The 16032-nt window shown below is 52.1% G+C and carries 6 protein-coding genes and 1 other RNA gene; 1 reads left to right on the forward strand and 6 read right to left on the reverse strand.

Annotation, left to right across the window (positions count from 1 at the left end; translation table 11 throughout):
• Nucleotides 1-2: 2 nt before the first annotated feature.
• Nucleotides 3-1754, forward strand: coding sequence for an ATP-dependent helicase (locus FDX03_RS19130; protein WP_137346418.1), 1752 nt, complete (start codon nt 3-5; stop codon nt 1752-1754).
• 81 nt (nt 1755-1835) lie between these two features.
• Here FDX03_RS19130 and FDX03_RS19135 read toward each other — a convergent pair whose 3' ends face one another.
• The 6 genes from FDX03_RS19135 to FDX03_RS19160 form a co-directional block, all read right to left on the reverse strand.
• Nucleotides 1836-3065: an integrase domain-containing protein gene (locus FDX03_RS19135; protein ID WP_170973112.1), complete on the reverse strand. Its 1230-nt coding sequence runs from the start codon at nt 3063-3065 to the stop codon at nt 1836-1838.
• 165 nt (nt 3066-3230) lie between these two features.
• Nucleotides 3231-3594, reverse strand: a transfer-messenger RNA (tmRNA) gene (gene ssrA / locus FDX03_RS19140).
• Between the two features lie 72 nt (nt 3595-3666).
• The gene (locus FDX03_RS19145) at nt 3667-4830 is read right to left on the reverse strand and encodes an HlyD family efflux transporter periplasmic adaptor subunit (RefSeq protein ID WP_105242216.1); all 1164 of its coding nucleotides are present in this window, start codon (nt 4828-4830) and stop codon (nt 3667-3669) included.
• A gap of 7 nt (nt 4831-4837) precedes the next feature.
• On the reverse strand, nt 4838-7024 hold the full coding sequence (locus tag FDX03_RS19150) for a type I secretion system permease/ATPase (protein WP_137346420.1): 2187 nt from the start codon (nt 7022-7024) through the stop codon (nt 4838-4840).
• Nucleotides 7021-8430, reverse strand: coding sequence for a TolC family outer membrane protein (locus FDX03_RS19155; protein ID WP_048212944.1), 1410 nt, complete (start codon nt 8428-8430; stop codon nt 7021-7023). Before FDX03_RS19155 ends, FDX03_RS19150 begins: the two co-directional genes overlap by 4 nt.
• Nucleotides 8431-8531: 101 nt before the next feature.
• Nucleotides 8532-16032: BapA/Bap/LapF family large adhesin (locus tag FDX03_RS19160; RefSeq protein ID WP_249357112.1), on the reverse strand; the 7501-nt coding region annotated here is incomplete at its 5' end.

Genomic DNA, 16032 nt, shown 5'->3' on the forward strand with positions numbered 1-16032 from the left:
TTATGCCATATAGAAATTTGACATCTGAACAACTAGATGCTGTAAAATTTGATGGCAATCTATTACTTACAGCTTGTCCAGGTTCAGGAAAAACAAAAACATTGGTTTCCAAACTTTGTTTTATCCTTGAAAATAAGGAGTTGTTTGATATAGGTAAGAAAAAAATTGTGGCATTGACATACACTAATGTTGCAGCAGATACTATTCTCGAAAGAATTATTTCATATGGTATAAATAGCGATTCATTGTGGATTGGAACAATACATAGTTTTTGTTTAAATTGGATTATAAAGCCTAACATTGATAGAATTCCAAGGCTCAGTAAAGGTTTTAATGTAATTGATGAGTATGAAAAAGAATTTATATTAAATGATCTGAGAGAACGTTATAACTTATCTCCTTACGATAAAATAGATACGCTTTTAGACTTAAGTTTTACTCCGGTATATTCTCGAAATACTGCTGAATATTCAGTGGTAAAAGCCTATCACTCCTATTTGTATGAGAATCGATTAATCGATTTTGATTTGATTTTGAATTTAACGTGCAATTTATTATTGAAGAATGATGTGCTATGTGAAAGACTATCTTTAATTATGCGATATATTTTAGTCGATGAATATCAAGATACCTCTCATATTCAATATGAAATACTAAGGCTGATAGTAAGTAAAAGAAATTCCTTGGTTACTTTTATTGGTGATAAAGAACAAGCAATATATACTGGATTGGGAGCGGTTGTTAAAAATAGAGAAGAGTTGTTCGATTACTTCAACCTTGAAGAATTAGAAGAAATGAGGTTAACCGGTTGTTTCCGTAGTAGTCAATCGATCATAGATTTTTATAGCAAATATAAAGATGATGCCTATTATATTAATTCATTGTCAGAACTGAAGACATTTCCTTCTGTGATACTCAAGGAAAATAGTGTTGATATCACCCAGTTGTCTGTTTATGTTTCAGGAATAATAAGAACTCACTTAGAACAAGGTATTTCTCCTGGTGAAATTGCTGTTCTATGCCCAAGTTGGTTTGATGTAATAAAATTATCCAATGAAATTATATCACTAAATTCTGATCTGGATATCGATGGTATCATGGTTTCTCCCATACCTAAAAATAATGAAAACTTGTGGCTCAATCTTGTAAAGCTTGCTTTAATTGAAAAGAATCCATCTAATTATATTGTTAGGCAGAAACTTTTGCGAGATTTACTCAAAGAATTAAATGATTTAGAGTCATATACAAAATTCTTATCTCCAAAGCAAATCATAAAAGAAATAAATAAAATAGAATTTGCATTGGATTATAATTGTGAAATAGATATTTGGATAAAAAATCTTATAACTGAATTCTGTAGTTCATTAGGATTGGATGTTAATAATCAAAGCTATGCTTATAAAGAAATGATCTGCTTGATAGATGCTACTAAAAAACGAATGGCTAAATATAGTATGAACTATAGGGCAAATGATCTTCATTCTTTTTTTAATTTTAAAAGCGGAGTTAAAATTACGACTTGTCATTCGACAAAAGGAGATGAGTACGATGTCATTATTTGCACCGGGCTATTAAATGGAAAAATACCAAATTGGAATGACATTATAGATTGTAGCCCTGCACATCAAAATTATGTGGCTCGCAGGCTCTTATATGTCATAGGGTCTCGTGCAAAAAAACATTTATATTTGATATCTGAAAGCGGTCATAAGACACAAAAAGGTTATCCATATCAGGTCACTCCACAGCTTTAAGTACCCTTTGGTAGCAATAACTTTGGTATTATTGCTACGGGGAAATATAGTACTTATTTTCTTTTCTGCTTTGTCAATTGTTCAGGCAGCATAAGCTTTTAACCTTTGAGCTTGCACATAGCCGCTCCACCATTGCATGAGAACCACTCGTTCTGCGAGATAATCTGCGCGATTATATGCGGCAATTATTTCATCTTTCTTCGAGTGAGCAAGGGCCGCTTCTAAGACATCTGTCCTGAACTTACCCGACTCCTCTGCGGCCGTTCGTGCAATAGATCTCATTCCATGGGCTACAAGCTCTCCACCAAAGCCCATACGGATTATGGCCGCATTCGCTGTTTGTTCATGCATATGATTGAGTGGAGCTTTGATACTGGGGAAAACCCACTCTCTGTGCCCACTGATGGCTTTCATTGAATCCAATATTCGCAAAGCTTCTTTACTTAATGGGACCTTATGTGGCTTCTTCATTTTCATAAAATCGGATGGTATGTTCCACATGCCGGTTTCTATATCAATATCTGACCATCTTGTGCGAACAGCTTCACCAGGGCGAACCCATGTTAGAAGTTGCCACTCAATCAGTAGCCTTGTTTCTAAACGGATAGAAGCATTGTTTAGAGCAACCAGGAAGCGGGGGAGATCGGAAGGGGGTAATGCTGGCATGTTCTGTTTCTTCGGCTTACTGAACCGTTGCCCAAGGTTATCAGCAGGATTGAACTCGATAAGTTCCTCAGTTGCAGCATAACGAAAAATTTCATTTAATCGGGAAATGATTCGCCGTAAAGTTTCGAGGACTCCTCTTTGCTCAATAGGATCGAGATGTTGCTTTAAGAGTTTGGGGCGGATCTCATTGATAGGAACATTACCCAAGCCGGGAAAGATATTTCTCTCCAGGCTTCTCCAGATGTCTTCTGCATGGTCTTGTGAGATACCTGAGGTCTTTACCTTCTCATCTAACCATTTCCTTGCCACGGTTTGGAGAGTGTGTTCAGTAGCATTCTTTAAGGCATTAGCTTTATTGTTGTTATGGACTTGAGGATCAATGCGATTGGCAAGCAAGGAAAGGTATTCATCTCGCAAGGCTCTTGCTCTTGCCAGAGTGAGGTGAGGGTAGGTCCCAAGGCTCATTTTGGTTCTTTTCTTACTCACTGGCACCGCATATCTGAAATACCAATTTTTCTTCCCTCCTTTTGCGAGAGGAGCGATTCGCAGGATCAAACCATCACCGTCAAACAAGTTGATTTCTTTGTCGGCTGGCTTGGTGCTTTTGATTTCAGTGTCAGTGAGTTTCTTAGCGATTTTTGCCATTTTGGGACCCTCGATTTTTGGACCCTTCGTTGTGGGTCCCATTCAGGGTGCCATAAGTGATAGTTCTCAGCAATTCTCACTGGACGACAATAGACGTAAAAAAGCCCGCAGAGCTTGTGCTGTGCGGGCTTAGTAGACTTCATTGTACTTCAAACAACTAAAAAGTGGTGGAGCTGGCGGGAGTTGAACCCGCGTCCGAAATTCCTACATCCTCGGTACTACATGCTTAGTCAGTCTTTACATTCGCCTGGCACCTGCGGACAGACACGCCACTACCAGACTAGCCTGATTAGATTTAACGCTTCAACCCCAGGCAGGGCATCCACGCGATCTCTTTTGGGTTTGACCTCTCTTTGATCCCCGTCTTAAGAGCGGAAGCTAGGGAGAGAGGGCTCAGAGCAGGTTATTAAGCTGCTAAAGCGTAGTTTTCGTCGTTTGCGACTATTTTTTTGCGGCTTTTTACGAGGCCAACCGCCCCTCGGCATGCACCTTGGGTTTCGCGAATCCCGTCGAATCCAGAATCAGCCCCAATGTGTTAGAACAAGTATAACAGACTTGTGACACGCGTGACCAGCCCCCACAACCCTTTAACCGCAAGGATTTACCGCTCGCGCAGTGCTTCTTTTGCACGATTAAATGGTTTGATTAAATAGTCGACGATGGTTTTTTCACCTGTTTTTATATCCACAGTGGCAATCATGCCCGGTACGATAGAAAAATGGCGTCCCAGCTTGTTCTGTAAGAAGTCCTGATGGGTACGGATAAACACGCGGTAGTAGAAAATTTCCGGTTTCACTTTGTCCTGAATGGTGTCCGGGGAGATGGTTTCGACCACGCCCTCCAGCCCTCCGTAAATGGCGTAGTCATAGGCAGTAATCTTCACCAGCGCCCGCTGTCCGGGGTGGATAAACGCGATATCGCGCGGTGACAGGCGGGTTTCAATCAGCAAATGATCGTCTACCGGGACAATCTCCATCATTTCGCCGTTAGGAGGGATCACGCCGCCAATCGTGGTGACCTGGATGTTTTTTACGATACCGCGCATCGGGGCGCGAACGGTCAGGCGGGTGACGGAGTCTTCGCGACCTTTTAAGATAGCCGCCAGCATATCTACCTCGGCGTTGGCCTTCGACAGCGCTTCACGCGCCTGCACGTAATATTGCGAGCGCAGATCGGTTATTTTGAGTCCAAGATCGCTTTTTTGTCGTTGCAGGCGCAGCACTTCTACGTGGCTGGCGGCACCGCTTTTCTCCAGCCGTTGGGTAATGGCCAGCTCTTTATTTACCGAGACCAGCGCATCCTGCAGTTCCACCATAGAATCAGCAAGCTGCGCGCGACGGCTTTTATACAGCCGCGTTTCAGAGGCGATAAGATCCGGCCAGGCCTGCAGCGAGCTGGGGAACGTTAGCGGCAAATCGTTGACTTCGGCATTCAGTCTGGCGCTTGACGCTAAAGATGCGCGATAGCGGGCGGCGCTTTCACCCACGTTGGACTCCGAACGCGTTGGGTCGAGGCGGGCGACAATCTGGTTGGCCTGAACTTTATCTCCTTCGTGCACGCTGAGTTCGGCGAGGATCCCTCCGTCAAGCGACTGCAATACCTGTTCGCGCGAGCTGGGGATCACTTTCCCGCTGCCCGTCGAGACTTCATCCAGCTTGCCGAAATATGCCCAGATCCCCAGGACTGCAAACAGCAGCGTGCTGAGCAGAATAATGCGGCTGGCCCCGGAAAAACGGTGTTCCCGGCGGATATCGAGATCGTCCATGGCGACGTCATGCGGATTGGTTTTCATTTTTCCACTCCCGACCGTGAATTGGGGCTGGTGCCCGGCTCGCATTCAACGCCTGCGCTTTCGGGGCATCCATGACCAGTTGACCTTCTTTGAGCACCACCACGCGTTCGACCAGTTCCAGAACCGGTACGCGATGGGTTGCAACAATCAATGTGCGGTTGCCCAGCCACAGGTTCAGGCGCTGAATAAACTCCCGTTCGGTATGTTCATCCAGCGAGGCGCTGGGTTCGTCGAGCAGGACAATATTGGGTGAGCGTAGCAGCATTCTTGCCAGCAGGATCGACTGCCGTTGGCCGCCGGACAGACCGTTGCCGCCTTCCATAATGGGGTGCGCCAGCCCTTTGGCGAGCTGTTTAACGAAAGCCGCCGCGCCGCTGACCTCCAGCGCTTCGAAGATCTGCGCGTCGCTGGCATGCGGTGCGCCGAGGGTCAGGTTCTCGCGCAGAGTGCCGAAAAACAGCCGCGCATTCTGGCTGAGAAAACCGATGTTGCGACGTAAATCGGCCATATCGATCTGCGCCAGGCTCAGGTTGTCGAGCCGGACATCGCCCTGGATAATCTCCACACCACCCGCCATGGCCTGCAGCAGCGTTGATTTCCCGGCGCCGTTACGCCCGAGGATCGCCACCCGTTCGCCGAGCATGACCTCCAGGCGCGAGATCCGCAGCGGAACGCGCTGATCGTCGCTGTGGTAGCGAAAGTGTGCGTTCTCAAACAGATAATGGCCGTGAAAAATCTCCTGGTGTACCCGGTCTTCATCGTGCTGCGTCTCGGTGGGAAGTTGCATAATGCTGTCCAGCCCCATTTTGGCTGCTTTGACCTGCTGCCAGCGGGCCAGCACACCACACAGGTTAGCCATCGGGGCGATCATTCTGGAACCGAGCATTGAAGCCGCCACCACGGCCCCGGTGGTCATCGTGCCTTCAATAACCATCGGCGCACCAAACATAATGATGGCGGCGTAAACCAGGCTTTGTACTGACATCCCCCAGCCGATCAGCCCCTGGGTAAGCTTGCGTGTGCGTAACCCGGACTCTCCAGTAATGCGGATATAGCTGTTCCATTGCTGTAAAAAGCGGTTTTCCGCCTGCATCAGCTTGATGTCTTCCAGCCCCTGAACACTCTCGACCAGCACCGCGTTGCGCAGAGTGGATTCATGGGCGGCCTGGTTAGCAAGCACCGCCAGTTTTTTTTGTAATAACAGACCCGGCAGAATCATCAGAATGGCGGCGACGGGGGCTATCCACGCCAGCGGTGGAGCAATGCACGCCAGTACGACGATAAACAGAAAGAAAAACGGCAGATCGACAATGGTCGACATGGTCGAAGAGGTGATCATCTCACGAACCTGTTCCAGCTCGCGCAGTTGAGAAATAAAGCTCCCCGTTGAGCGGGGGACGGCGCTGTTGCGTAGCCGCAATGCGTGGCTAAACACGCGATCGGAAATGCGCATATCGGCGCGTTTGCCGAGCAGGTCCATGATGTGGGTACGCGCTTCGCGCAGCAAAAAGCCAAACAGCACCGCGACCAGAACACCGGTAGAGAGAACATACAGCGTTGGATAAGACTGGGCGGGGATCACCCGGTCATAGACCTGCATCGAAAAAATAATCCCGGCGAGCGACAGGACGTTAATCAGAAAGGCGGCAATCATGACCGGCAGGTAAGGGCGGATATCTTGTAAAACCAGCTCGCGTATCCAGTCGGGTCTAAAGCGCGAAATATAGCGATCAACCCGACCGTCTTTTAACGCCGATAACGGGCGCAGTGCGGTGATAGTATGGATTTCTGGCAGAAGCTCAGCCACTGCCAGCCGGTTGCGTTGTCCCTCGTCGGCGATGATAAAAACATCCAGGGCATCTTCACCGTTAAAATGTTCGATCACCATGATTTGGCCGTCGTGCAGTTCCGCCACCACCGGTAAACGCCATTGGTTAAGTACCTGCTTTGCGGTATCCAGCATATGAAAGGAAAGTCCCGCCTGGCGCGCTAATTGCGTCAAAGCAAGGGTTTTGCTTTTCCCCTCAAACCACGGGGCGTTAGCCTGAATAGCACCAGGCGAACAGGCAACGCGGTAGTGGCTGGCAATATGCGTCATTGCCTGCGCCCACTGGCTCAGGGTGGGTTCGCCAATAGCATCTTCAACAACAGGCTCGACGTCGCTCATAGCTGGATCTCCACCGATTGAATGCTGCGGTTATTTAAGGCGAACGCCTGGCGCAACGATCCGGTGTTGTAGAGGCAGTTCAGTTGTAGCTGGCGAAGCTGGCTTTGGGTCTGGAGTTCGGCAAAACGGGCCTGGTACACCTCCTGTTCGGCGTTAAGAACATCAAGTAATGGGCGTGAGCCGAGATCCAGATACTGCTGTTGATACAGTTCGCGCGTTTGTTCGCTCAGCCGCTGCTGGCGGCGCAGGATCTGCAATGCAGTCGCGAGACTCATTGCCTGGCTGCGGGATTCCAGTAATTTCTGTCGTACTTCGAGTCGGGTGCGCTGAATAGAGTACTGTGCGGACTCTACCGCGTGGCTGGCGGCGTTGCGTCGGGCGGTGAGCCCGCCTCCCTGATACAGCGGCATTTCGACTTTTACCCACGCTGAGTACTGCGTTTTGTCGAGCACCTCATGGCTGGGGTATTTGTCGTTGAGATAGTGCTGAACAGATGGCTCCAGGGAAATGGTTGGCGTCATCTGCGCGTTGGCGTAATCAAGGTTGGCCTGCGCGACGTTCGCCTGCGCCCAGGCCGCCAGCACTGCAGGAACTAACTTATCCTCCGGTTTTACCACATCGCAACTGCTGTCCAGTTTTACCGGAAACTCATTGCTGATGCCGTTAAGCGAGTTCCAGCCGAGATAGCTCATCAATGTCGCTTTGCTACTGTCGAGATTGGCCTGATATTGCGCCAGTTGAGAACGTGCGGACTCGATACGCGCATCGGTTTGCACTACGTCTGACAGCGAGGTCGCCCCTTCATCATTACGTTCTCTGGTCAGTCGACCAATACCGTTTAGTGCGACCAGTTGCTCTTCGGCGGCATCCACCATCTGTTGCCATGTCTGAACCTGGACGATGGCATTGGCGGTAGCGTGAGCGACAGTATCGATGCTGAGTAACACGTTTGCCTGTTGCTGCGCTGAACCGGCGGTTTCGGCGCGCACCTGGCTGGCGACTTTGCCGAAGTCATACAGCATTTGTGACACCGAAATGACCAGTGCAGGGCTGAAGCCATGGTCAGTGTAGGTATTGCTGTAGCCGTTGTTCATTCCGGCTGTAACTTGCGGGTAATATTTCGCTTTCGCCACGTCTATCTGCTCATTTTGCGAGAGCAGTTTGCCAATGGATTCACGAATAGAAGGATGCCAGCTCACGGCGCGACTCACCGCGTCGTTAAGCGTCAGGCTTCCGGGAGCGGCAACGCTTAGCGGTAGATCGGCCACAGAACCATCCAGAGAGGGAAGCATCTGACTGGTTGCCAGCCCTTCCGGCGTAATAATTTGCGGTTCATCTTCGGCATTCGCACGAACGGAACAAAACGTTAATGCCAGCAGTACAGCAACAGGGGCGACATTTCTCATAGTTTATCCCTTGCAAAATAGGGCAGTGACGATTGTTATTGCCCCGGACGTCACGGCATCCGGGGCTGTTGTTATATCGTTATAGTGGTATGGCGTTCGTTTCAGGTCACAATGTGATTTTGTTGGATCAGCTCATCGAGCGTGGTGTGTACGTTCTCCAGCGTTACGAGGTTAGTGGTGTGGTACGTGTTGCCTGTACCGTCGCGATCAATGGACACGATGGTGTTGTTACCGCTGGTGGTCACTGTGAGGTAGTTGCCGAGCGTGGCATTTTGTCCGTTCCAGCCTACCAGCAGGTCGCCGATGTCGATTTTGTCGCCCTGAGCCAGTGAAAAGTTGGTCCAGTTGTCCGCTGACCCGTTACCGCCGGTAGCGTCGTTGGCATTGAGCAGGTGATAAATCAGCGTATCGCCGTAGACCGATCCGGTGATCACGTCATGCTGTGCGGTGCTTGCCATCTGCGGGTTCATATTGATGGTCAGCGTAGCGGTGTCCGTGTGCCCGTTTTGGTCGTTCAGCGTATAGGTAAAGGTCTCTTTGCTGATTATCGACGCTACGGTTGTACCCGGCTTCAGCGTGTAGATGTATGAACCATCCAGGTTCATGGTCAGTGAACCATAATGACCCTGAATGGTTGCGCTACTGGCGCTGCCGGCCGGATTGAGGGTGGCGGTACTGCCGTTAAAACCGGTGACAGTGAGCTGGGTATGGACGGTTGAGAGCTGATCGTGCGCGCCAGCGGCATCACTGCCATCAAAAATATTGCCATTCACCGTCGTGGTGTTAACGTCCCAGGTATTGAGGTGCCATGTCGTACCCGTGACGTTTGGCGTAATGCTGACGTTGCCAACGGCCAGTCCCCCCATTGTTCCTGTGAAGCTGATGCTGTAATGACCAGCGGCTAGCTCAGCATTACCCAGCGAGACGGCAATTGAACTGCCTAACAGGCTGATAGAGCTGGCGGGTACAGAGCCAGAAAGCGAGAATCCGTCAGGACCGGTGATTGTCCAGGTTACGCCCAGCGTACCGACGGTGATAAGTGTGCCGATGCTGAAGTTGAGCGTGGCGCCTTTCAGTACGTCATTTGTTGCGATATCAAACGAACCTGTACCAGTTGCTTTGCTCCCCAGCGTCGGAATTGTCGCGGTGCCCAGCGCGCCACTTCCATATGCCGCAGAGTCCTGAATGGTACTTACCGCCATCATGCTGCTGACGTCATTTACTGCGTCCAGCGCTTGCGGGGTCGCCGTAATGTTCAGCGAGGCGCTTCCTGTATCGCCATTGGGGGCTTTGACCGTATAGACGAAACTGTCCGGTGTGCTGATACCGTCTGCACCCAGTCCGCTTTTCAGCGTGTAGGTGTAGTTCCCTTTTGCATCAATAGTCAGCGTGCCGTACTGTCCGTTAATGGTGGTAGTGCCCGTTGCGTTAACGGCGACACCGTTCACTTCGGTGATAACGGTATTAGCCGGAGCCGAGTCGTTGGCCAGCAGATTTCCATTGGTTGCCGCACTCAGGCTGTCGACGGCGTAGGTGTGATCGGCCTGAATATTCAGGGTATAGCTGGTCAGCAGCGTCAGGCCGCCGGAAGCGTTAAGCAGGAACAGATAGTCACCGCCCGGCAGCGTAATGGTATACGCGGGTGAATTGCCGCTCAGTAGGGCGGTTACCCAGTTCGGTTGTACCCGGTACTGCTCATACTGCTGAATAGACTCGTTGAAGCGGTAGACATAGAGATCAAAGCCGCCCAGCGTTACGCCAAGTACGCTGGCCTGAACCGTTATCGTTCGGGTCGCGCCGTCATCAACGTTGAATTTAATCGGGTTGGTCAAACCGTTGACCAGGCTGACATCCAGCAATTGTCCCAAACCAACACTGGCGAGCGTGAAGCCGGTTTGTTGTGATGGATGGTTGTCGACTGCGATGACCTGCGTCCCGTAAGTCAGCGCAGCCACATCGTCTGCCGCCGTTACCGTACTGGTGGTCGGGGCCTGACCCAGCGTGACCACCAGTTTTGCCGAGGAGTGATCGCTACCATGCGTTAGCGTGTAAGTGAAACTTTCGGAACGGCCATACACTGAGATTGACGTATTGGTCAGGGTATAGGTGTAGCTACCATTCTGATTGATATGCAGAATGCCGTATTTCCCCTGCACATCAATGCCGCCCGCCGGGACGTTCACGACGTTGCCGTTACCGTCAGTGATAGCGGTGACCAGCGTGCCGGAAGGGGCGTTATCTTGCCCGTTAGTTGGATCGGTATCGGTGATGATGTTACCGGATTCTGTGGTCCCCCCAGTGATGGTTCCGCCGTTGGTTTTCACCACGGCAACGTCCAGGCTAGTGTATGCGCCAGTCGCCAGCAGGTTAGTGTTGAAGCTGACCACGCGATAATCCCCGCCTGTCAGCCCATCATAATTGAGCGTCACTCCAGAGGCTCCGATGGTCAGCAAACTGGCAAAATTGGGTTTTGAGGTATCGACCACGGTTATCCATGTGTTGAGCAAGGAGTCATAGCGCTGGATAACAATCTCCATTGAGCTTAATAGTGACAGCACAATGCCGGTCGCCGCGGCGTTAATGGTGATGGAGCCACTACCGCCAGACTGGATGCTGAAATTAACACTTGCCGTGTCGTTACCCAGCACATTGGCGACATTACCCAGTGCGTTCACCAGCAGGAAACCGTAATCGCTTTGATGCTCAGTGCTGATTGTCACGTCAGTCTGTAGCGGCAAACGGGTGACATTATCTTCAGCCAGCAGGGGGAGTACCGGCGCGATGACGCTGGCAGGCGATGACGTGTTACCTGCCGCGTCGGTTGCCGTTGCAGATAACGACTGACCTTCAATCTGGCGTACAGGCAAGGTGGCACTGTAGACGCCACTGCTGTTGGCGACCGCTGTCACGCTGGTACCGCCAGGCAGGGATATCGTCACCGTACTGCCGGCTTCGGCAATGCCGCTCACTGTTCCGCCATCGGCGCTGATCAGAATCGTAGGAGGTGGCGGTGGCGTGGTATCCACAATGACGCTGAACGAGCCAGACAAAACGCTCGAGCCGTTGGCATTTGTGGCGTTGGCAGTAAACGCGTGGTTGCCTTCGCTGAGCGCACCGGATGGGGTAAAGCTCCAGATCCCATTCCCGTCTGCGGTTGTGCTCCCCATCAACGTGCCGTTGTTATACAGGTTGATAACGGCGTTTGCCTGCGCAGTTCCGCTCAGTGTTGGGCGGGTATCATTCGTGGTTTTCCCGGCGGTGACCAGGCCCGTGATAGTGCCGACATCATCGAATACGCTGGAGATCACTGGCGCAGGCGGTACGCCGGTAAACGGGGCCAGTACGTTACCCGCCGTACCGATGTTGCCTGCGGCGTCCTGTGCGCTAACCAGCAGCGTTTGTCCACTAATTTGCGGTGGATTCAGGGTAAAGGTGAAGTTACCGGAAGCATTCGCTGTCGTGGTGCCGAGTACCGTTCCGCTACCAGAGGTGATAATGACCGTACTGTTCGCTTCGGCCACGCCGGTTAACGCCGTACCATTGGCGTTGACCGCCAGCCCGGTTGGAACACCGGGCGCGATGGTATCGACCACAATGGCTGCCGCAGACGATAATCCACTGGTATTCCCCGCCGCATCTGTCGCCGTGATGGTAAAAGAATGAGCCCCTTGAGCCAGAGCAGTGGACGGCGTGTAACTCCAGTTGCCGGTGCTGTCAGCCGTTACGCTGATAACAAAACTGCCATTATCATAAATATCGACTCGCGCGTTGGCCTCTGTGGATCCGTTCAGGGTTGGGCGTGAGTCATTGGTGGGCTGGTTGCTGCCAATCGCACCGGTGTTGGGGCCAACATCATCAATAATGCTACTTATTGAAGGCTGTGCCGGGGCTGTGGTGTCCACCACCACGGTAAAACCTGCTGTTGCGCCGCTGGTATTACCTGCCGCATCGGTAGCGGTCACAGTGAAGGTATGGGACCCGGTCGCGAGCGGCGTGGTCGGAGTAAATGTCCAGCTATTATTGCCTTGCACCAGCGCAGTACCAAGCAGAGTGTTCCCGTCATAGATGCTGACAGTGCTACCGGCTTCGGCGGTACCGTTGAGCGTTGGGCGGGCATCGTTGGTTAGCTGCCCATTGTTCAGCGCTGTATTGAAAACTCCCCCTGCGATGTCATCTATGACCGAGATCAGTTGTGGGATTGGCGGTGGGGTCGTATCGATATTAATAATAAATCCGCTTGAGGTGGCACCGATATTGCCTGCGGCGTCGGTGGCGATAGCCGTGAATGTATGTTGGCCGTTGCTCAGTGTGGATGGCAGATATTCCCACGTCCCATCTATTGTGGCTGTTACCGTCCCCAGCAGCGTGCCGTTATCGTAAATCGCGACCCGGGCATTCGCTTCCGTTGAGCCACTGAGCAGCGGACGGGTGTCATTGGTCCAGGCTCCACTGGACAGAGTCCCGGTGCCGGGCTGTACATCATCGACGGCCTGGATAATGGTGGGGGCAAGCGGGGCAACGGTATCCACAATGATGTTAAATGCGGCGGATGACTGACTGACGTTTCCGGCTGCATCCGTGGCGGTCACCGTGAGCGCATGGTTACCATTTCCAAGTCCGGCTGTTGGCGTGAAGTTCCAGGCTCCATTGGCGTCTACCGGAGCGGTACCGAGATAGGTGCCATTGTCATAAATTTTGATCGTGGAATTGGCTTCTGCCGTACCACTGAGCGTGGGTTGCGCATCATTTGTGACCTGGCCGTTGTTCAGATTGCCCGTCAGCGGGCCGACATCATCTGCGACCTGAGAAATGACGGGTATACCCGGCGATATGGTATCGACGATGAGCCCAAAGCCGTTCGACGCAAGGCTGGTGTTACCTGCACTGTCGGTCGCGGTGACGGTCAATGTATGTGGTCCGTTGCTCAGAGCATCCGTTGGGGTAAAGTTCCAGATACCTCCCGCACCCACGGTGGTAGTGCCAATGGGTTGACCATCGCTCAGAACGGTAATGGTCGCTCCCACTTCGCCCGTGCCGCTCAGTGCCGGACGTGTTTCGTTTGTCGTCTGCCCATTGGTTATCGCGCCTGTTGTGGGCGCTGTATTGTCCAGCACCGTGCTAATGATGGGGGGCTGCGGGGCGATAGAATCCAGTTCGAGGGTAAAGGACGAAGATACCCCCCCCATATTGCCCGCCTGGTCGGTGGCAACGGTGGTAAAGATGTGTTGCCCCTGAGTCAGTGGGGCATCCGGCGTGAAGCTCCAGTTGCCGGATTCATCAACCTGAGTTGTACCAATATCAACGCCTTTATCGCGGATGGTGATAGATGCGCCGATCTCTCCTTTGCCGTTCAGCGTGGGTTGTGCATCGTTAGTCAATTGTCCGTTAGTCAGCGATGTGTTGCCGGGTTGATCGTCAATCACCGAGGTAATGTTCGGCGCCGCGGGCGGCAGCGTATCAACTACCAGAACGAAAGGTGGGCTTGCCGGGCTGATATTGCCAGCGCCATCCGTGACGGTTGCGGTTAACGAATGATTGCCTTCACTAAGTGCTGGAGCCGGTGTAAAGCTCCAGTTGCCGTTTTCATCGCTGGTGGTTGTGCCAATTACCGCGCCATTATCGCGAATGGTAACCACTGAATCGGCCTCGGTGACGCCAGCAAGCGTTGGGGTGTTGTCGTTGGTTAGCTGTCCGGATGTAAGGGATTGCGGGGTACCGACGTCGTCCGTTACCGTCACAATAGAGGGCGCGCTTGGGATTAACGTATCGACAATAATTCGGAAGCTGTTGGAGGGATCGCCCTGGTTGCCTGCCGCATCCGTTGCGCGTGCGGTAAAGATATGCTCGCCTTCTCCCAACCCATTTGTCGGAGTATAGCTCCAGTATCCGCTGCCACTCACTGTGGTTGTGCCAATCGCGATACCTTTATCGTAAAGGGTGATAGTCGCACCCGCTTCGCCGGTTCCATTGAAGGTCGGGCGTGCATCGTTGGTAATTTGTCCGGTATCTAACGATCCTGTACCTGGTAACACGTCGTCAATCACACTGGTGATCGCGGGGGCTTGTGGGGCGGCAGTATCGATAGTGATGGCGTAATTGGGCGACAACCCACTGGGTTCTGAGTTTACAGTTTGCGATACGGTGAAATTGTAGGTCGTGCCGTTTGTCAGTGGAGTGGATAATGGATAGCGCCATGCGCCGGAAACGGCATCGGCGGTGACCGTAGCGATTACATTCCCATCCTGATAAATTGTAACCGTTGCTCCTGCCGTGGCGGTTCCTTGTAACAGCGGTGAGGTGTCATTGGTGGATTTACCGTTGCCAATCACTCCTGTAACGGGAGAGACATCATCAATGATTTCGAGAGTTGGCGGATGCGGAATACTGGAAGTGGCCGCGTTAAACGGCGTAGGGTCGCTGCTATTGCCCGCCTGATCCTGGGCGATTGCATTCAGATTCTGCCCCGTAGTTTGTGCGGGTGATATCGTGACGGTGTAGACACCTGTAACGCTGTTCGCAATGCCCTGACCCAGTACCGTGGTACCATTTCTGATGATGACGGTACTGCCCGGCTCGGCTGTCCCGCTCACCAGCGTGCCGTTCGGGTCAACATAGGTGACGATTGGCTCGGCAGGAGGCTGCGTATCGAGTATCAACATCACAGGGTTTCCTGCCGCCAGGGAATTACCCGCGGGATCCCTGGCGCCGAACGTCAGCGTGTGCGGGCCATCGCCCGTCAGCGTAATCTCAATACTCCAGCTACCATTCGCCGCAACGAGGGTTTCGGCAATGGGATTGCCGCCATCGAAAATGACTACCGTACTGCCCGGCGCACCGGTCCCGCTGATTGTTGGGGGGGTATCATCCGTGATGCTACCGTTGGTCAATGAACCGATAATGACGCCAGCGTCATCTTCAATATCTGTAACCTGCGGTAGGGTCAGCACGGTGCTGCTAACCGTAAACGCTACGCTGTTTGATGGGGTACTGGCGTTCCCCGCCGCATCGGTTGCAATGGCCGTTAGCGTATAACTTCCGTTTGCCAGTGCCGTCCCAGGAGTAATACTCCAGGTGGTGCCAACCACCGTTGTGGTACCGATAATCGTACTGCCGTTGTACAGCGTGATCGTGTCGCCGTCAGTGCCGGTTCCGCGAATAGTTGGCGTCGTATCATCTGTTATTGCGCCAGGTGCAAGATCGCCCTGGAAACCACCGACATTATCATTGACGGCAAGAATAACAGGGGAGGCAGAGGGCGTTGTATCGATCTCCAGGAGGATGGCATCTGATGGCGGGCTGACGTTGCCAGCAGGATCGGTCGCCGTAATGGTCACCTGATAAACATCCTGGGGAAGTGGCACTGATGGTGTAAAGCTCCAGCTACCGTCTGCCCCAACCGTTGCGGTACCCTGCGACGAAGAGTTGCCATTAAGATAGAGGGTAATGAGATCGCCGACACTCCCCGTGCCGCTGAACGTTGGCGTGGTGTCGTTAGTCATGCCGTTTGTCACGACCCCGGTTATCGGATTGACGTCGTCCGTAATGGTGGGCGGGAGCGGTTGCGTTGGCGGCAGATTATCCACCGTCAGCGTAAAGCCCGCC

It is taken from the genome of Citrobacter sp. wls827 (genome assembly GCF_005280875.1).
In the GTDB taxonomy this organism is placed as follows: Bacteria; Pseudomonadota; Gammaproteobacteria; order Enterobacterales; family Enterobacteriaceae; genus Citrobacter; species Citrobacter youngae.